Genomic DNA, 20,486 nt, shown 5'->3' on the forward strand with positions numbered 1-20,486 from the left:
TGGTAGAGCGCCACCTTGCCAAGGTGGAGGTCGCGGGTTCGAATCCCGTTTTTCGCTCAGAAAATGTTGCTGGCCAACATTTTTTATTTACATGCCAAATATGCTCGAGTGGTGGAATTGGTAGACACGCCGGACTTAAAATCCTGTGCTCTTTGGGGCGTGCGGGTTCAAGTCCCGCCTCGAGTACCAAAACCCTTGTTAATCATATGATTTTCAAGGGTTTTTTATTTTAACTTCTTTCTTAAGATTAGACCTGAGATTATTTTATTCAATAGAACTTAAAGTCATTGGGTATTTACTACCTTTAATCTTGACTTTAATATATGCTAAGAAAAATTATTAAAATTTTAGGTACATTAAGTCTAGTCCTAGTACTAGTTATTTTTGCCTCTAATTTTGTTATTTCAAGTACCACCGAAGACAAAACGTTTTCTGACGTTAATATTGTACCACCAAATAAGGTAGGACTTGTACTAGGGACTTCTAATAGAATAGCTAACGGTTCTTCAAATCCATACTATACCTATCGCATAAATGCAACAGTATCGTTATATAAAGCTGGCAAAATCAAATTTATTTTAGTGAGTGGTGATAATGGTAGCATTTATTACAACGAACCCAATACAATCAAGAAAGATTTAATTAAGAAAGGAATACCAGAAGAGGTGATTTTTTTAGACTATGCTGGTTTTAGAACTTTAGATTCTATGGTGCGGGCAAAATTTATTTTTGGACTCGACAACGTTACTGTAATCTCACAGAAGTTTCATAATGAGAGAGCAATATTTATTGCGGAACAAAAAGGACTAAAAGCTATAGGATTCAATGCCCAAGACTTATCTACTACACAAGGGTTTAAAGTTCATTTTAGAGAGTATTTGGCACGAGTAAAAGTTTTTATTGATATGATATTAAACACCCAGCCAAAATTCTATGGAGCCACCATTGAAATAAAATAAACAGCATCATTTACCTTAAATAGTTTACATTTATTGGTAAAACCAAACCATAAAACGTGTCAAAACTTAAAATCATATTAAGAAATTTAGGACCAGGACTTTTATTTGCAAGTATGGCAATCGGCACCTCCCACTTAGTATTATCTACAAAAGCAGGTGCACAATATGGATGGATTATGGTAATACCCATAATTCTAGCTAACATTCTCAAATATCCATTTTTTGAATTTGGAGTACGCTATACCAGTGTTACCAATAAAACCCTAATTGAAGGGTACCTGCATCGCGGCAAGGAATATTTATGGTTCTACGCAGGAATCACATTACTAACCACATTTACAATTTTAGCAGCACTGTACACCGTAACTGCAGGCTTGTTCATTAATTTGTTTAGCATTACCAACACTTCTATTTCTATTGTAGCACTAGGTTTATTTTTGACTATAAGTACGATTCTAATTTTTGGAAAATACAAATTTTTAGAGATTAGCCTAAAGTTTGTGGTAAGCATTCTCTTTATCGCATTACTCACTACAACTGTCTTAGTTCTAATTCAAGGCCCTGTCTCCCATATTCAAGATTTTAAACCAACACCTATTTTTAATGAAGTTGGCGTACTTTTCTTAATTGGTTTAATGGGCTGGATGCCAACCACCGTTGAAGCATCTAGCTGGATTAGTTTATGGAGCATTGAAAAATGGAAAACGCAAGATAAGCCAAGTTTAAAAGAATCGCTTCAGGAGTTTAATATAGGATATAGCATCACTGCGATTCTAGCAGTTTTTTTTATGATTATAGGTTGGTTTACTTTATACGGAACCAACATTCAACTTAGTACTAATGCGGTAAGTTTTGCCGACCAAGTAGTTTTATTATTTACTGAGCATATTGGTTCTTGGGCATATATTTTCATAGCAATTTCTGCTTTCGCAACTATGTTCAGTACATGTCTGACTGCCCATGATGCATTAACCAGGGTAAGTCTAGATATTGTATCTCTATTGAATCCGAAAACTAAAATATTCAGTACCAAATTAGCATTTGGCATAGGAGTACTAATTTTAATGATTGTCAACTTTATAGTCATTGCAGCATTTAGTGCAAATATGGGTAAGCTAGTGGCTTTAGCTACTTTTGTTTCATTCATAGTAGCTCCCATTATCGGCTACATGAATCTTAAGAATGTAACTAGCAATGACTTGGCTCAGGAAAATTGGCCTGGAAAATATCTCAAATTACTAACTTATTTTGGAATTGTATTCTTGTCGTGTTTTTCACTGTATTATTTTTATATCGTAATATTCTAAATAAGTAGTAGTAACACTAATCTACAACCACAAACAAAGTACGTTCATTTTGTTTATGAAGAAAATCTAAGCAATATGCTCCATTAATACAGTTGTTTTTAATCATTTCCTCACCATACCCGATTGCCTCAACAATATTATTAGAGGCTAAACCATTCTTAAACAAATAATTTTTTATAACATTAGATCTATCTTGTGATAGTTTCTTATTAAAAGTATCACTACCTCTACTATCAGTGTAGGTTTCAATTTTTAACCTTAATTGAGGAAAACGCGATACAGCATCTACAACCTTATTCAATTCAGCTTCTACTTGTGCATTCAAAGCAGCTTTTCCTTTATCGAAATAAAATTTATCAAGTTTTAAAATTGTTTTGCCTTCGCTTTCCAAAACCAAATCCTCAAACCTAGCAAGCCCTAACATATAAGAAGTGGTTTGAATTTCTTCCATTCCCTCTTCTGAATAGGAAGTTGAAAAAATAGAATATCCATCCTTTAAAACCTGTATTGTTACTTGTTTTTGCCAAGGAATTTCAATTCTAAAATCTCCTGTCTCAGCAGAGCTTACCTCCGCTAATATTTCACCCTTATGGTTTAACAACCTCACTTGCCCGCCACTTACCCCATTTTTTTTCTTTAAGTCTACAACTTTTCCACCTAAAGAAAATGTTTTTAAACCTGGTAAGTTCTTTAATGTAAACCGATAAAGATCATCTCCACCTTTACCTCCTTTACGATTAGATGAAAAATACCCTGAGAAACTTTTATTCTCGTTCTGCTTAATTATAAAACCAAAATCATCGGATATTGAATTTATACCCTCCCCAAGATTTACTGGTATGGTATACGAATCATTTCCTATTATATTTGATTTATAAACATCCATTCCACCTAATCCGTAAAAAACATCAGAAGAAAAATACAAGCTTCCTTCAAAGACAAAAGGAGCAATTTCATTTCCTGGTGAATTAATTCTCGGGCCTAAATTTATAGGCGCAGACATTATTTGCCCGTTGTTTGTATATACATAATACAAATCTGTACCACCATAACTGTCATCGAAATTAGCAGCAAAATATAATCGCTCAGACTTGTCATCGAAATATGGATAATAAAACGATGTACTTAGATCTTTTAATATAAATCGAAATCGTCCAGTATCGCTTAACATACCGATAGCCAATGTGTTTTTACCATTTTCATCATACCTAAGCTCATCATCTTCCGTGTTTGAGAGAATATAGAAGAATGTTGATAATTTATTAGAATAGAAAGGAGTAGACTTATGAAACTTTGTTGCTGGTATTTTATCAAAAACCTCAACATCCATTAATTGATTATTAGCATTCAGTTTACCAAAATAGATATCTAAATATGATTCTCCCGAAGGCTCATAAACTTTTTTAGCATTTTGAAGTCTACTACTACTAAACAACAAACCATTTTTATAAAAAGCAGGTGAGAAATCTGCTTGCGGACTATTCACAACTACATCTGCAATAACACTATTATCACTTTCTTTAGGAATTTCTAAAAGACTATAATTAAACTCTGCATTCTCTAAAAGCTCTGGTGATAACATATCAGCTTTCGACCTTAAAAAGTTCTTTATCCTATCTCTTTCCGAGTTTTTTGATAGACTTTGAAGCATTTTATTAAATCGGTTAACCGACATAATGGTGTCAATCTTGTTCACTTCTAAATAAAGTTCCGAGGCATTATCAAAGCTACCTGTATTAAAATAAGAATCTGCAAGGTTTAATAACTGATGGTTCGTTAATGGATTCTTTTCCATTTCACTTCTATATTCCATTATTGCTTGTTGGTATTGATAGCTATAATAAAGATTATCAGCTTTAGATTTTTTCTCCTGTGCTGAAACCATCAATGGAACGAAAACTAGCAATACTATGATTAACTTAAATCTCATGTTAGTGCACTTTAAAAGAATCGAGGTGAATCAATTTGTTTAGGTTTACTTTTTGCATTTTTATCAGTTCCATCTTTTGTAGAATCAGCTCCTTCTCTACCTAAATAGAATTTAAGTATAATCTCATGTGACCCATTATTAAACTCGCCAAGTAAATTGGTATTATAATCGTATGAATATCCTACGAATAATGAGTTTGAAACTTGAAGACCTGCCAAACCACTAAATGCATTCTCTATACGATAAGACACTCCAGCGGTAAATACGTCTGAAATTAAAAAATTACTAGATAAGTTCACGTTAACTGGTGAGCCTTTAAGTGTATTAATTAAGAAAGCTGGTTTAAATTTTAGATTATCCGAAAGGTCGAAAATGTAACCTCCAATAAAATTGAATTGTAGCTTGTCCTCTACTATTGAAGCCACTTCTTCATTGTATACCCCTTCAGTTAAAAAATTCGGTACGGAGGCTCCTAGATACCAAATATCTGAATATAGGAAAGCACCCGCACCAACTGTTGGGTAAAACTTGCTTAGCATTTCACCATTAAGATTTTCACCAGGATTTTCAAAAGTCCCTTTTGTAAAGTCAACATTTAAAAATGACCCACCTGCATCAATACCAAAAGATAATTTTGTTTCATCGGTTACCATTAACTGATATGAATAAGAAATATCAGCATAGGTTTGAGAAACTGGCCCTAATTGATCACTTATAACATTGAGACCTAGGCCTACTTTCTCATTTTTAAAAGGCAGATTAGCTCCGAATCGAAATGTGCGTGGTGCACCAGGTACATCTATCCACTGAGCTCTGTAAAGTCCAGATAATTCAGGAGTCTCAACAGTACCGACATACGCTGGGTTAAAACTACCAATATTATACATGTATTGAGTGTACTGTGGTTCTTTCTGCCCAAATGCATTGAAGCCTAACAGAGAAAATAGCAAAAACGCTACAGTATAACTCGATTTATTAAAGTTATAATCCATAATTTATTTTATCTAATAAGCTGTATCCAGCCCTTATCGATTATAGCCGGTAGTTCATTAATATTATAATCCATAATATAAAAATAAGTTCCTTTAGGCACTTCTTTCCCTTTATAGGTTCCGTCCCAAACATCAACGGTAGTCTGAGTTTCAGGAGTAACTAAATTGGCACCTTCAAAAACCAGATTTCCATAACGATCATATATAACAATTTTATATTTTATCCCCGCTCTAGATTGAGTATCTGAGTCCCTAAGATTAATTCTTAGTACATCATTAGTATTATCGCCATTCGGTGAAAATTGATTAAAAAGGAACCCCGGGTCTGCAGAAGTTGGTATGCTAACCTTAACATCTACAGTACTATTATTATTTGCCACAACACCATCTGTTGGCGATGACCTAATCAATGTGGCCGTATTACTAAAAGTCCCCTCTAGTGGCACTAATACTGTAATTTCTAATGTTACTGCATTTTGTTCTCCTACTTCTAACGATTCAATAGTCCACCCACCTGTTGTCTCATTATAATCACCGGTAGTTGAAACATCGCTTATGTAAATAAAACCAGCATCTGGCCCAACAGCAAGAATATCTTCAATCTCGATATTATTAATTGTGTCCCCATTTACAGATTTATTTTCTACACGAATTGTAAATGTTATCTGTTCACCTAATAACGGAGTTTTGTTATCAACTGTCTTGATAACTTCAAGATCAATACCTTCTGGTACTTCAGTATTTAGAATTACGGTAGACTCATCGTTTGCCGGATTGTTATCTGATGGTATCGACTCTAATAAGGTTGCCGTATTTTCATAAGGACCTACTTCAGAAACAGTAACCGTTATGGTAAGTTCTGCAGACAAACCAGCTTCAAGTTCTGCTATGTTCCAAATACCTGAAATTTCATCGTAATCGACTGAGGATTTAGACACAAAATCAAAACCTAATTCTAATAAGTCTCCTATAACAATTGCCCTAGCAGTTCTATCAGATAAATTTGTGACCATTATTTCAAAAACAATAGTATCACCGATTTGTGCATCTACATTATCAACAGATTTCAAAATTTCTAAATCTATCGGATCATCGCAACTTGGTGATGCTACAGGATCACAAGGATCATCTGGATCAGAACCATTGGTTTGTTCGTCTAAATCTGACAAACCATCGCCATCAGTATCGCAGCTACCATTAAATCGGTTGGGAATACATGGGTTGTCATTAGCAGGATCTTGCTGGTTATTTACACCATCATTATCCGTATCCTCGGTATTTGAATCTAAAGCATCAATAATTCCATCACTATCCTCATCTAATGGGTTGGCTATATCAGCACCAACTTCTTCACCATCTTCAATACCATCACCGTCAGTATCTGGGTTGTTAGGATCTAAACCTAATGCTACTTCTTGACCACCTAAAAGTCCGTCATTATCATCATCCGATTCACAATCACTAACAGTAACAGTAATATCTATTGTAGAATTGACACATGGCGCCGTTGAATTCGTAGTCGTAAATCTGAAAACATAGGCTCCTGAAGCTAATGCTTCAAAGTCAACAACATTGGTAGAGTTTATATTCACATCTTCAGGACCAGACACAAAAATCCATACACCAGGGTCAGCCCCAGTAAGTCTGGTATCTAAATCTAAACTGGTAAGACCATTGGCTGTTATATTACATATAGAGGCATTCTGAGCAGTACCCGTATTTGCCTGAAATCCTATTCTAGCAATTACTGGTTGCCTTTCGGTCGCACATTCATTTTCGGAAGCCTCAACATAATAGGTAGTTGTAGCAGTTAAAAGTGGTGTTGTGTATGTTTCTCCAAAAGCTATAGGCGTATCTGAGACTAATGAATCATACCAATTAACAGAAGCTCCATCACTTGGCACAACACTAAACAACAATGTTCCTGGCCCACAACGTTCATTACCGTTAATAGTAACCAACTGAGGAATGATATTCCGAACAATTTGAACTTCAATATTACCACTCGCACAATTATTTACGGCATCATAGAAAAAGCCATAATAGGAGGCCGGTGTGCTAACATCTTGAGCTTCTGCAACCGTCAAATGTGAGTTTGTTATTAACGGGTTAGAAACCCTACTCCAAGTTAAAACAGTACCGCTAGGTGCTGGGGTATCAGTGAAATCAAATAGATTGGCTGAAAAAGCACTACCTGTATCAACCACACAATAAATTGGAGAAACCGATGCATCTAAAACCGGTGCAGCAACACAATTATCATCATCATTTATTGCACCTATTGCTGTACCTCCATTTACTAGCTGCACATTATTGGTCGGCATTCCTAATTGAACCTCAAAAGTTTCTGTATTTTCTAAAACTGCATCATTATTTATAGGCACCGTAATCGTCTTAGTTTCATTTGCTGTACCCGTAAAAATTAATGTGCCGGGAGTACCAGTATAATCTGTTCCCCCACCTATTGCAGTATCCTCAAAAAAAGAATAAGATACTTGTGTACCGCCGACTACTGCAATATCTAAAACAACATTAAAGATAAATTGCCCAGAGGCTAAATCTTCATTTTCCGTAACATCAGAAATAGTTAAAGTAGCTTGGTCATTATCATTTATTTCAACAGTTGCCGTTTGCGTAGCTACAGCCCCTAAAATGTAACCAGTTCCGGTGCCAAGTGTAATAATTACAGTTTCGGTACCTTCTTGTATTTGGTCGTTAGCAGGACTGATTAAAATTTGCCCTGACTGATCTCCTTGAGGAATATTTATTGCGTTAGCACTAATAACTGTATAATCGGTACCGTTAACCGCTGAACCACTTATTATATAATTAATGGTCATGGTACTGCCTGTATTGTTTGGAGCACTAAGGCTAATGGTAAATTCACCTGTAGCTAAGGCACCATTACTTTCTGCAGCTGTAGCATCAGATGTAGTAATTCGAGCTACGTTTGCATCATCACTAACAATAATAACCGTTGCATTATTTGGAGTACTAATCGTGTAGCCTATACCTGTAGCTAGGGTTAAAACAACCGTTTCATTACTTTCTATATCAGGATCATTAATTGGTGTCACCGTTACAATACCGGTACTTTGACCATTTGCAATAGAAACCGAACCACTTAATGCATTAAAATCAACTCCAGAAGTTGCTGTACCCGTTATTGTATAATTGACAACTATAGGAGCACCCGTATTGTTAAGTATTAGTGGACCTGAAGGATCGCTAGAAGAACGCAAACTTACAGTAAAAACTCCATTACCAAGAGGACTCTCATTTGCAGTTGCATCTGTAGAAGCAATTGATACAACATACGTATCGGTATCATCTATAGTTACCGTTGCTGTTGTTGTTGCAGTGGCTCCTAAATCGTAACCAGTACCTATACCCAAAGTAACAATGACCGTTTCCGAAATCTCAACAGTATTATCATTAATTGGTGTAACCGTTATTATTTTATTTTGTTGACCATTTGCAAAACTAACGGAGCCTGTAAGTGCGGTATAGTCCGTTCCTGAGATAGCAGTTCCGCCTACAGTATAATTTACAACTACCGGACCTCCGGTGTTATTGACTTCATCTAAACTTACAGTAAATGTCCCTGTGTTGGTAACAGGAGTAGCTTCAGTAGCGGTACCATCAGTTGCGGTAATAGTCGCCGTAAATACGTCATCATCTACAATGGTTACCGTATCTGTATTGGGAGTTCCAATTTCATACAATGCGCTATTTACGTTATTTAAGGTTATAACAACCGTTTCGTCTCCTTCTACTAGTACATCATCTATAGGAAGAATATTAATATTCGTAGAAATCGCTCCATCGGCAATAGATGCAATACCAGAAATAGTATAATCTTGTCCAACGCCTTGTGCTGCACTCCCTGTCAAGGTGTAATCAACAACTAACGCACTTCCTGTATTATTTTGTTCACTCAATTCTATTCTAAAACGACCATCGTTACCGGATCCATCTTCATTTGTACTCGGACTATTCGCAAGAACGGTTACCTGGCCCAAATCATCATTCGTTATAGTTCCAATAGCTGTATCTCCTGAAATTATATTGGCATTACTGGCACTAGTAAGGGTAACTACAAAAGTTTCGTCATCCTCGATTACGGTATCGTTCCCTGTAGTTACGGCTAATTGTTTTGAAACATCCCCTGATAAAAAAGCAACAGTTCTTTGTGCACCATTATAATCTTCCGGGTCAACTATCGGCGTCGTTCCTAAGGTTGCAGTTCCCCCACCAAAATTAATAGTGACCGTATAATCAAATAATGCAGCTTTATCTGCTACTATATTAAATACCAGATTAGTGCCTTCAACAGCCGATATATCTGAAATACTCAACGTTGCGGTATCGTCATCTAGTATATTGACTATTGCAGTTTGATTTGCGCCTAATTCATAAGCTGCATCTGACAATATTTCAACAACTACCGTTTCTGTCCCTTCTAATAAAACATCTTGAAGAGAAGTACTTACATTGATCAATGAACTACCTCCTAAAGTGAAGTCGTATGTTACATCTACCTCTCCACTTAAAGCTACAAAATCTACACCAGAGGTAGCAGTACTACTTACCAAAACGGTATATAATACTGTCACTGTGCCTGTGCCAAATAATGGAGCGACAGAAACCTCAAAACTACCAGGAGTCGGACTACCTTCTATAGCATCGGCATTCTTTACAATGGAAACAGTTTGCCCAAAGACATTTTGAAATGAAACTGCAAGAAAAACGAATCCAAAAACCAATAAAGACTTCTTAAATTCACTTCTAATTATAGGGTTTAGTAAACCAGAATATAATTTCATTTTCATAGCGTTCTTTACATTTCCATCAATTCTATTGAAGAATAGTTCCTATTCCACAACCAAAAATAAGGGCCTCAATATTACAAAAAAATCAAGGTAAACTTCTCATAAACAGCTGAAAAAAGGATTTATGGGTTGAATGGTAATATTAAGAAAGCAATGCTTAGTTCAAAAGCTCAGGGGATTGCGTTGTAACGGTCGACTCTATTTTTTTCACTAACCCTTGTAATACTTTGCCCGGTCCTATTTCAGTAAAAATCGTAGCACCATCTTTCACCATTTGTTGAACGCTCTGCGTCCATTTAACTGGCGCCGTTAATTGCAACATTAGGTTCTTCTTAATCTCTGCCGGACTATTTACTGCAGTAGTCGTTACATTTTGATAGATAGGACAACTTGGAGTTGCGAAATTCGTATTATCTATTGCAGCTGCCAATTCTTCTCTAGCCGGCTCCATTAACGGAGAATGGAATGCCCCTCCAACAGGTAACATCAATGCTCTTCTCGCACCAGCTTCTTTTAATTTCTCACATGCAAACTCTACCGCCGCCACTTCACCAGATATCACTAACTGACCTGGACAGTTATAATTAGCAGCTACCACAATACCTGAAGTTTCTGAACATATTTTCTCTACAAGACTATCTTCTAGCCCTAAAACAGCGGCCATTGTCGAAGGTTTTAACTCACATGCCTTTTGCATGGCCAAAGCCCGTTGCGACACCAATTTTAATCCATCTTCAAAACTTAGCGTATTATTCGCTACAAGCGCAGAAAATTCACCTAAAGAATGGCCGGCAACCATGTCTGGTTTAAACGAATCACCCATCACCTTACTCAAAATAACAGAGTGCAGAAATATAGCTGGCTGTGTAACTTTGGTCTCTTTTAATCCTTCGGCAGTACCATTAAACATTACTTCTGTAATATCGAAACCTAAAATATCATTTGCCTTTAAGAACAACTCTTTTGCAATAGGATATTTCTCATATAAATCAAGACCCATTCCAACAAATTGAGCACCTTGCCCAGGAAAAACATATGCGTTCATAACTTTTAATTTTGGTGCGGCAAAAGTACGTATTTTAGATAGATTGCCATATTGAAATTATGTACAGCCTCTATTCTGACTCTTTGAACCAACCTGAGTACATTATATAAGCTTCTGCTATTCTATTTATTTCACCTGAACTTAATTCGGGACTGATATCTTTTATTTTCTTCGCTGGCATACCCGCAAATATACTTCCCGATGGTACATGGGTACCTTTAGTAAGGACAGCTCCGGCTGCGATTATGCTGTTACTTTCTACAATACAATCATCCATAATAATACTACCCATACCTATCAACACATTATCCTGAACAGTACACCCATGCACAATAGCATTATGACCAATAGATACATTGTTACCTATTGTTGTTGGCGATTTTTTATATGTACAATGAATAACAGCCCCATCTTGAACATTTACCTTATTGCCCATTTTAATAAAATGCACATCGCCCCTAAGCACAGCATTGAACCAAACACTGCATTGCTTACCCATTATTACCTCACCTACAATAGTTGCATTTTCAGCAATAAAGCAATCATCACCAATTACAGGTTCTTTACCTCTAACACCTTTTATCATCCCTATTTTTATTTATTTAATTAAAATACGACAGAAAATCCTTCTTTTTAGATGCTGAAACCATCACTTCTTTTCCGTTGGACATTACTACACTACCACCTTTTCCCTTTCTATATTTTACCACCTCATTCACGTTTACCAAAAAGGATTTATGCACACGTGCAAAAGGAAAGTCCGCCAAAGCATCTTCAAAATATTTCAATGTCTTACTCACCAATATTTTCTTATTCAGTAGATAAATCTCAGTGTAATTATCATCAGCCTTACAATAAAGAATTTCAGAAACATTCAATATTTGGAATCCGTCTTGTTGAGGCAAGGTCAATTTACCTTCAACCCCTTTTGACTTGGTCGTTAGAACCTCACCTTCTAAACTTGCTTCTTTTTCCCGTATACCTTCAACATAATTAACAGCATTAATTAATTCATCAATATTAATTGGCTTCGTTAAATAATATGCTGCATGATTATTCAATGCATCTTTTGCATAATGGTCGTATGCGGTAACAAAAATAGTTTCAAAAGTTCTATCGGGTAGCTGATCTAATAAATCGAAAGCATTACCAAAAGGCATCTCAACATCTAAAAATACAAGATCCAGAGTATTATTTTCTATCAACATTAAAGCTTCTTTAATTGACGACGCCTCACCGACCAAATCTAAACTCTGACAATATTTACCAATGTAATTTCTTAGAATTTCTCTACTATTGGCCTCATCTTCGACCAAAATTGCTTTTAAACTCATTTTTCTTTTTTTAATATGAAAAGCACCTTTGTTCCTGAACCATCTATTTCTAAATCTGATATCTGAATACCCACCTTATCAGAATACATATCATTTAAAATCGCAACTCTTTTTTTGATGATACCCATGCCTTTAGATTTTTGTTTCTTTTGGTTCTGAGTTTTAATGGAAGCCGATTTCTTTCGCCCTATACCATTGTCAGTAATACATATCGCAATTGAATTACTAGTGTTTTCCTTTATAGAAACCAACAATAAACCTTTAGTTTCCCTATACCTTAAACCATGCCAAATAGCATTTTCAATGTAAGGCTGCAAAAGCATAGGGGGTATTTGATACTTAGAAATTTGAACATCCTCATTTATGATAATTTCATATTCGAACTTATCCTCAAACCTCGAATGTTCTAATTTCATATAAAGTTCTAACTGCTGCAATTCTTTTTCTAATGGGATAAAATCTTCTTCAGAATTTTCGAGTACCGAGCGCATTAAAGTAGAGAAATTACTTAAGTACCTATTGGCGCTTCTTTCATCGCTTTTAGAAATAAAATTATTAACCGAATTTAAAGCGTTGAATATAAAATGCGGATTCATTTGTGACCTCAGCGATTTTAATGCTAATAAATTATTGGCCAATTTTTGCTGCTGATTGCTTCGATAAAAGAAGAATGCAGCTAAAAGGGTTAATAGCAGTCCGAAAATCAATGAATAAATAATCAATTGTTGCCGTGCATTACTCTCTTGTGCCAGCTCTTGCTCTGTTAATGCTAAATCATATTTACTTTGCGATAATTCTCGCTCTTGCTCTAGTCCTGTTAATCTATTTTGGGCGCTGGCGATTTCCCTATTAAATCTAGTTGCTCTAAAAATTTCCTGCTCCTTACGCACATATAATGAATCGACCAAAGCGACATACGATTGATAGGTGTCTAAGGCTTTAGTAAAATCACCTTTCTCTTTATACACTTCAGAAAGTTTTCTAGTGGCATCTTTTTGTACAACAAGATCATCTTCATAATTAGCCTCAACAATACTTCTTTCTAAAAAAGGTATTGCCTCGTTATACTTATCTTGAGAGATATACGCATTTGCTATTTTATAATTAATTCGTTGCGATGTTATTGTATCACCAAGTTCTAACTTAGTTACCCCTGCATTAGGTGTGCTAAGCCTCTTTAAATCTTGCAAACTATTTTTTCGCATAGTAATCTCTTCACTATACCTGCTTTTTGCATTGTAAAAATCAGCTACTTTTTCTTTTTCCTGCAAGGCTCTTTTAGGTGCCTGCTGGGTCGCCAACTCAAGTGAATTTCCGTAGTATGCTTCAGCTTCTATTGTTTGATTACTTAAAGAGTATGTGTCAGCAATTTTAGAATTAAGATCTGTCATTTTCGACGTAATCTGACTCTTATTGGCAATTATGAGTCCTTTATTATATAATTGAATTGCTTCAGAAATCTTTCCGTCACCCTTTTTCGCATCACCTAATAACTCATAACATTGTACTCCTTGGTACGAGGGCATTGATTTAATTTCCAACAAAGGATGTAATAAATTAAAAGTTTCTTTAAATCTGGAGGTTAGATTATAAGCCTTAGCCAATAATAATGAAGTTGCAATCGTCCTATTTGCATCTAAAGCATCTTCATAATTATCGATCGCTAAATCTAATTGCCTATGGTATTGATAAATTTCACCAAGCTTGGACAATGATCTTGCCAATTCCTTTTTTCTACCCCTTTTACCTAGTAAGGATATTGATTGTGCTACATAATCAATACTCTTTTCAATATTCTGCGCTTTATATTTCTCGGCAGAATCTAGTAAAGCTTGATGTTCTAAAGAAATATTAGGTGATGATTTTGATTTAGTACTGATTGATGAAGTTTCAAAATCTTCTACTAATATGAGAACATCATCTTTTTGCTTAACGTTATATTGTAAAGTTTGTATGTCTTCGTGCTCAATTATAAGTACATCGCCAATTCTTGTTTTAATTTCAAATTCTCCAAGCCCATTAGTTACCACAAAGTTTCCTAAATTATTTGAAATTGACACACCAGAAATAGGTCTACCGGTATTCTTAGCTTCGACCTTACCCTTTAAAATGAAATTTAGGGAAACATTTTGTATTTGAGAACGACTTGAAAAAGTTCCCAAAACAAAGAAGAGAGATATATAGAATATTAATTTTTTCATTCGCTATGATTACTGTAAACTTAGCTGATTTATGTGTTACAAAAAAATAGGTTAAACGCCAAAAACAGCCATTTAACGCTCAATTTAATTAGTTTACAAACTCATCGGAGCATTTAACTAAGTGAGATGGTACGTTTACTCAATACCATTATTTTTAAAGAAACATTGCCATTAGTTTTAGCCTTGAATTTAAAACTACAATCATGAAAACATTAAAAAAAATAACAACTTCGGGATTACTTTTGTTTGCCATAACAACTGTATTTAGTTGTGTAGACGAACCTAAACAAAAACAAATTGAACTAATTGCACATGCTCATTCCACTTTTGAATTAAAAAAAGATAATACTGTACAAATTGCATTATTACTTGACACAAGTAATAGTATGGACGGTTTAATTAACCAAGCAAAATCTCAGCTTTGGGATATTGTAAATGAATTTAGCCTTGCAAAATATGGCAATGATGCAAGACCGAATTTACAAATTGCACTGTATCAATATGGCAACGACAATTTATCGGCAGATGAAGGTTATATTCAACAAGTATTGGGTTTTAGTAGCGACCTTGATGAAATATCTGAAAAACTATTCTCATTGACGACCAATGGTGGGGAAGAATATTGCGGTAAAGTTTTGCAAACATCGTTGGCTCAGTTACCTTGGAACAAAAACCCAGATTTATTACGCATGATTTTTATTGCTGGCAATGAACCATTTGATCAGGGGCGATTCAATTACAAAACTGCATTGACCAATGCAAACGAGAAAGATGTTGTTATCAATACCATTTTCTGTGGAAGCTACGAACTGGGCATTAATACCAATTGGAAAAATGGAGCTACACTAACCGGTGGCGAATATATGGCCATTGACCACAATAAAGAAGTTGTTCATATAAATACGCCATACGATGAAATCATTATAAAACTAAATTCGAAACTTAACAAGACCTACATTTCTTATGGTTCTTTGGGCAAAACAAAAATTATAGCTCAAGAAGTTCAGGATAACAATGCACTAGCAATGCAAGAAGCTGTTGCTATTAAGAGGGCTGTAAGCAAAAGCTCAAGGCTTTACAATAATAAAAAATGGGATTTGGTTGATGCTTATGATGATGCCGAATTTGAAATCAGCTCAGTAGCGAAAGACGAGTTACCTGAAGAACTACAAAGCAAGAGTGAAAACGAAATCAAGGAGTACGTTGAATTGAAGAAAAATGAGCGAGAAGAAATTCAAAAAGAAATAAAAGAGTACAATTCTAAACGCTTAGCCTATATCGCCGAAAATCAAAAAAGCAATAGTTCAGGTGAGCTAGAAAACGCAATGATTCAAGCCATTAAAAAACAAGCTGCATCAAAAAACTACAATTGGGATTAATCTTAAAAAATCTCATTGGCCTGTTTTAACTTAAACGGGCCTTTTTTAATTAGCTGCCGGACAATAGCAATCGTACTTACGTTCGGTCTGTCCGAAATCGTAACCAATGGTAATCTGATGAAACCCACCATTATCGAAACGAATATCACCCATTTGATAAGAATAGTTATAAGACACCATGAAATTATTAATATTAGCCCCAACTATAGGTGTTACAAGTTGTAAACGTTGTTCTCCAAAACCATTTACAGTTTGAAATTGAGCACCATCAAAACTTCTTCTATAAGAGAGTCCGCCCCAAATACGACCAAAATCAACATCCTTATACACCTTTGCATTGATATCCATGGTTTTCTCTTTAGTAAACTCGGTCATTTGGAACAATATAGATGGTTCTACTTGCCACTCACTTTTTCCAAACACATAACCAGCAGAAACCAAGTATCTTCTAATATTATCAATAACTAATTGGTCTGGGTTATCTTGTCTATCTCTGTAATACACATTTCTTTTACTACCTGTTAATGCGTTGGTAACTGCAAAATGAGTGTAGAATTCTTGAAAATTATATGAAATACCAATATCAACGTTAGTATATGATGCGCTCAATTTTATTCCAGATACAGCAGGATCTGGGATAACAGACCTAAATTCGGTTTCATCTAAACTACTCTGCAAAATTGTACCACTTAATCCGAAAGATAATTGATTCAAAACTCTCATATCACTGCTACCCATTCTTAAATGGTGCGCATATGTTAATTTCAATCCTGTTTGTGAATGATAGCCATTTGCATCATTAAAAAGAATGGCGCCTATTCCACTTGGTGTGTCTCCTATTCTAAAATGTGCATTTATTGTTTGTAAACTTGGGGCATCATCTACATCGAACCATTGCTTTCTGGCGGTTGCCCTAATTTTTCCTCCTTCACCTATACCTGCCATAGAAGGAAATACCAAATAATAATTATCAGATAAATAATCAAAATATACAGGTATGCCCTCCTGTGCTCTAGATTTAGCACCTATCATTAACACGGTAAACAATAGTAAAATTTGGTATCTCATCTTTGGGATTATAAACTAGACCTTAGTTTTAATAATATAAAGTGTATAACGGGTTAACCACAACATTATTATATAAGACTAAACTTAGATTTCCTTCGTATTTTTGCATAAATTAATTGAAAAATGAAAGAGTATTCTATTACAGTTGTTAAGACAAATAACCCCAATATACTAAAGTTTGAAACTAATCATCTATTAGTTCAACGCAAAAATTACGAGTATAAAAATATTGATGAAGCCAAAAATTCCCCGTTGGCACAACAATTATTCTATCTTCCATTTATAAAGACTGTTTATATTTCTGGCGATTTCATTGGCCTAGAACGATACGATATCGTTAAGTGGGAAGATGTAAAAGATGAGGTTGCGCAACAATTGGTCGAATACTTGAACGCAGGAGAACCTATTGTTATGGAAGAAGATTTGGATAAACCAATACCTGTAACCGTTTATGCAGAGGTTACTCCAAACCCATCTACGATGAAGTTCGTAGCCAGTAAAAAAATAGTTGGTTCCGCGTTTGAATTCAAAAACATTGACGAAGCCCGAGATTCAAAATTAGCAACAGCATTATTTCAATTTCCATTCGTGAAACAAGTGTTTATTGATGAGAATTATGTTTCGGTTTCAAAATACGAGGTTGCCGAGTGGGAAGACATTAATATAGAATTAAGAGAAGTGATTAGAAACTTTATCGCTGACGGAAAAGAGATTGTTGCAGATAACGCAAAATCAATTGGTGCCGAAGCACAAGTTTCTGAAACGGTATCCGCAGAAAGTAAAATGACGCTAGATGAAACATCTCAAGAAATTGTGGATATTTTGGAAGAATATGTTAAACCAGCAGTTGCAAGTGATGGAGGCAATATTATGTTCAAATCTTATGATAAGGACAGTAAAACTGTAAACGTAATATTACAAGGAGCGTGCAGTGGTTGTCCTTCTTCAACGTATACCTTAAAAAACGGTATAGAAACTATGCTTAAAAATATGATGGGTGATAAAGTAAATGAGGTGGTAGCCCTAAACGGTTAAAAAACCCTTGAATATCATCAAATTTTGCCTTCAAATTTAATAACTTAGGGTAAATCTATAAATCATTAATTATGGCAGTTTTAAAAGTGATCGAAATATTAGCAAATTCTGATAGTGGATGGGAAGATGCAGCAAAACAAGCAGTTTCTGAAGCCTCTAAATCGGTAAAGAATATAAAATCGGTTTATATCAATGAGCAAAGTGCAACTGTTGAAGATGGCAAAATCAAAAATTACAGAGTCAATGTTAAAATCACTTTCGAAGTGAAATAACTAAAATCAAACACTTTTAAAAGCGCCAAAAGGCGCTTTTTTTTGTCCTAAAATTAATACGTATCCTAATGGCTAAGCATCCAAAATTTACTAATAATCTAATCAAAGAAAGTAGTCCGTACTTACTTCAACACGCCCATAACCCCGTAAATTGGGAAGCATGGAACGCTGATGTTTTACAGCGAGCAAATGAGGAAAACAAACTTATTTTAATAAGTATTGGCTATGCTGCTTGCCATTGGTGCCATGTCATGGAACATGAATGTTTTGAAGATGAGGATGTTGCTAGGGCCATGAATTCTCATTTTATCAATATTAAGATTGATCGTGAAGAACGACCAGATATTGACCACATATACATGGATGCTTTACAAATGATGACCGGCAGTGGTGGTTGGCCGCTAAATATTTTAGCATTACCAGATGGCAGACCCTTCTGGGGTGCAACTTTTGTAAAAAAACAAGAATGGATTCAAGTACTAAACCAATTGCAAGAGTTATATGAAAATAATCCTCAAAAAATCATAGGGTATGCCGAAAACATGGCTCATGGATTAAAAGAAATAAATGCCGTAACTATTGAGAATAATAATGACCCCATAACAGTATCTGACATAAAAAAAATAGTAAAAGATTGGTCTACCTATTTTGACACGTTCTTAGGTGGTTATAAAAGAGCGCCTAAGTTTATGATGCCCGTTAATTTAAATTTTCTTTTACATTACGGGCACTCGCAAAAAGATGAAGAAATCAATGAATATGTACATACCACATTGACCAGAATGGCTTGGGGCGGTATATTCGACCATGTAGGTGGTGGTTTCTCTAGATACTCGGTAGACACGAAATGGCATGTCCCTCATTTTGAAAAAATGCTTTATGATAATGGGTTATTAATCAGTCTATACGCCAAAGCATATGCGGTTACAAAGAATATCCTTTTTAAAAATGTAGTGGAAAAATCTATTTCTTTTATTAAAGAAGAACTTTTAGATATAAGTAATGGTTTTTACTCTTCACTTGATGCCGATAGTTTATCAGATACAGGAAAATTGGTAGAAGGAGCATTTTATGTTTGGCAAGAAAAAGAACTTCGAGAGATTCTCACTGATAATTATGCTCTTTTTGCTGATTATTATAATATCAATTCTTATGGTTATTGGGAAGAAGATAACTACGTGTTAATTAGGGATGCGGAAACAACCGAAATTGCAAATAGGCATAATTTATCAGAAAAAAAAGTACTCACAATACTAACAAAATGTTTAAAATCATTAAAACAAGAACGCGAGAAAAGAGACAAACCAAGACTTGATGATAAAATTCTAACCTCGTGGAATGGACTAGCCTTAAAAGGACTTACAGATGCTTATAGGTATTTGGAAAACAGCGCGTATTTAGAACTAGCACAACAGAATGCAGATTTTATTCTAAACAATTTAGTTGATAAAGAAAATGGACTTTACCACAACCATAAAAATGGAAAAAGTACCATTGTAGGTTTTCTTGAAGATTATGCTACGGTAATTGAAGGCTTTATAGGTTTATTTCAAGTAAGCTATAATGAAAAATGGCTTCACCACAGTTTAAAACTAACTCACTACGTACTCGATAATTTTTCAGATACCTCCACAGGTTTGTTTTTCTTCACCTCGAATAAAGGAGAAACATTAATTAGAAAAACCTTAGAAGTAGCTGATAATGTAATACCCTCATCAAATTCAATTATGGCCCATAACCTATTAAAACTTTCTAAATATTTTCCGGAAGAAAGTTTTGAAATCAGATTGAATCAAATCATGAATACAATGCGAAAATCAATTACAGATAATCCACAAAATCACGCGAATTGGCTTCACTTATCACTATTAATGGGTCAAGATTACTATGAAATTGTCGTTATCGGCAAAAATTTTAAACCCTTATGCAAAAGCATAATGAATAGCTACTTGCCAAATACTATATTTGCCGCTTCAAATTCTAAGACAAGTAATTTACCCCTGCTAATGAATAGGTATATCGAGAACAAAACGCTGATATATGTTTGCAAACATGGCACATGTCAATTACCCATTGAAGAAACCGAGGAAGCCTTAAAATTAGTAAAGACACAATTTTAATAATTTTTTAAT

At 34.9% G+C, this 20,486-nt stretch carries 14 protein-coding genes and 1 tRNA gene; 7 read left to right on the forward strand and 8 right to left on the reverse strand.

Annotated elements, in window-relative coordinates:
- Positions 1-102: 102 nt before the first annotated feature.
- The 3 genes from AACZ49_RS12650 to AACZ49_RS12660 all read left to right on the forward strand — a co-directional run bounded on the left by AACZ49_RS12650 (position 103) and on the right by AACZ49_RS12660 (position 2,266).
- A tRNA-Leu gene (locus AACZ49_RS12650) sits at positions 103-189 on the forward strand.
- 134 nt (positions 190-323) lie between these two features.
- Positions 324-959, forward strand: coding sequence for an ElyC/SanA/YdcF family protein (locus AACZ49_RS12655; RefSeq protein ID WP_339655446.1), 636 nt, complete (start codon positions 324-326; stop codon positions 957-959).
- Between the two features lie 56 nt (positions 960-1,015).
- On the forward strand, positions 1,016-2,266 hold the full coding sequence (locus AACZ49_RS12660; protein WP_339655449.1) for a divalent metal cation transporter: 1,251 nt from the start codon (positions 1,016-1,018) through the stop codon (positions 2,264-2,266).
- Between the two features lie 16 nt (positions 2,267-2,282).
- Here AACZ49_RS12660 and AACZ49_RS12665 read toward each other — a convergent pair whose 3' ends face one another.
- The 7 genes from AACZ49_RS12665 to AACZ49_RS12695 all read right to left on the reverse strand — a co-directional run bounded on the left by AACZ49_RS12665 (position 2,283) and on the right by AACZ49_RS12695 (position 14,600).
- Positions 2,283-4,196 carry an OmpA family protein gene (locus AACZ49_RS12665; RefSeq protein WP_339655451.1) on the reverse strand — a complete coding sequence of 638 codons (1,914 nt, stop codon included), beginning with the start codon at positions 4,194-4,196 and terminating at the stop codon, positions 2,283-2,285.
- A gap of 11 nt (positions 4,197-4,207) precedes the next feature.
- The gene (locus AACZ49_RS12670; RefSeq protein ID WP_339655454.1) at positions 4,208-5,188 is read right to left on the reverse strand and encodes a type IX secretion system membrane protein PorP/SprF; all 981 of its coding nucleotides are present in this window, start codon (positions 5,186-5,188) and stop codon (positions 4,208-4,210) included.
- Between the two features lie 8 nt (positions 5,189-5,196).
- The gene (locus tag AACZ49_RS12675) at positions 5,197-10,014 is read right to left on the reverse strand and encodes a Calx-beta domain-containing protein (protein ID WP_339655457.1); all 4,818 of its coding nucleotides are present in this window, start codon (positions 10,012-10,014) and stop codon (positions 5,197-5,199) included.
- A gap of 163 nt (positions 10,015-10,177) precedes the next feature.
- Positions 10,178-11,065, reverse strand: coding sequence for an ACP S-malonyltransferase (gene fabD / locus AACZ49_RS12680; RefSeq protein WP_339655459.1), 888 nt, complete (start codon positions 11,063-11,065; stop codon positions 10,178-10,180).
- 70 nt (positions 11,066-11,135) lie between these two features.
- The gene (locus tag AACZ49_RS12685; protein WP_339655461.1) at positions 11,136-11,651 is read right to left on the reverse strand and encodes a gamma carbonic anhydrase family protein; all 516 of its coding nucleotides are present in this window, start codon (positions 11,649-11,651) and stop codon (positions 11,136-11,138) included.
- A gap of 16 nt (positions 11,652-11,667) precedes the next feature.
- On the reverse strand, positions 11,668-12,399 hold the full coding sequence (locus AACZ49_RS12690) for a LytTR family DNA-binding domain-containing protein (protein WP_339655465.1): 732 nt from the start codon (positions 12,397-12,399) through the stop codon (positions 11,668-11,670).
- The gene (locus AACZ49_RS12695) at positions 12,396-14,600 is read right to left on the reverse strand and encodes a histidine kinase (RefSeq protein WP_339655467.1); all 2,205 of its coding nucleotides are present in this window, start codon (positions 14,598-14,600) and stop codon (positions 12,396-12,398) included. The genes AACZ49_RS12690 and AACZ49_RS12695 overlap by 4 nt, the downstream gene beginning before the upstream one ends.
- A 203-nt stretch (positions 14,601-14,803) precedes the next feature.
- Between AACZ49_RS12695 and AACZ49_RS12700 the strand changes: the two genes are divergently transcribed.
- Positions 14,804-15,979, forward strand: a complete 1,176-nt coding sequence (locus AACZ49_RS12700; protein ID WP_339655470.1) for a vWA domain-containing protein — start codon at positions 14,804-14,806, stop codon at positions 15,977-15,979.
- Positions 15,980-16,024: 45 nt separating this feature from the next.
- Here the strand turns inward: AACZ49_RS12700 and AACZ49_RS12705 are convergent, their stop codons facing one another.
- Complete coding sequence (locus AACZ49_RS12705) at positions 16,025-17,047, reverse strand: type IX secretion system membrane protein PorP/SprF (protein WP_339655474.1); 1,023 nt, start codon at positions 17,045-17,047, stop codon at positions 16,025-16,027.
- A 123-nt stretch (positions 17,048-17,170) separates the two neighbouring features.
- On the opposite strand from AACZ49_RS12705, the gene AACZ49_RS12710 reads away from it, so the two are divergent.
- The 3 genes from AACZ49_RS12710 (at position 17,171) to AACZ49_RS12720 (ending at position 20,474) form a co-directional block, all read left to right on the forward strand.
- Entirely contained in the window at positions 17,171-18,082 is a 912-nt protein-coding gene (locus AACZ49_RS12710; protein ID WP_339655476.1) for a NifU family protein, read from the forward strand.
- A 71-nt stretch (positions 18,083-18,153) separates the two neighbouring features.
- A complete protein-coding gene (locus AACZ49_RS12715) occupies positions 18,154-18,354 on the forward strand; it encodes a dodecin family protein (RefSeq protein WP_339655479.1) in 201 nt (66 codons plus the stop codon).
- Between the two features lie 68 nt (positions 18,355-18,422).
- A complete protein-coding gene (locus AACZ49_RS12720) occupies positions 18,423-20,474 on the forward strand; it encodes a thioredoxin domain-containing protein (protein WP_339655482.1) in 2,052 nt (683 codons plus the stop codon).
- Positions 20,475-20,486 lie beyond the last annotated feature (12 nt).

Source organism: uncultured Maribacter sp., assembly GCF_963975365.1.
In the GTDB taxonomy this organism is placed as follows: Bacteria; Bacteroidota; Bacteroidia; order Flavobacteriales; family Flavobacteriaceae; genus Maribacter.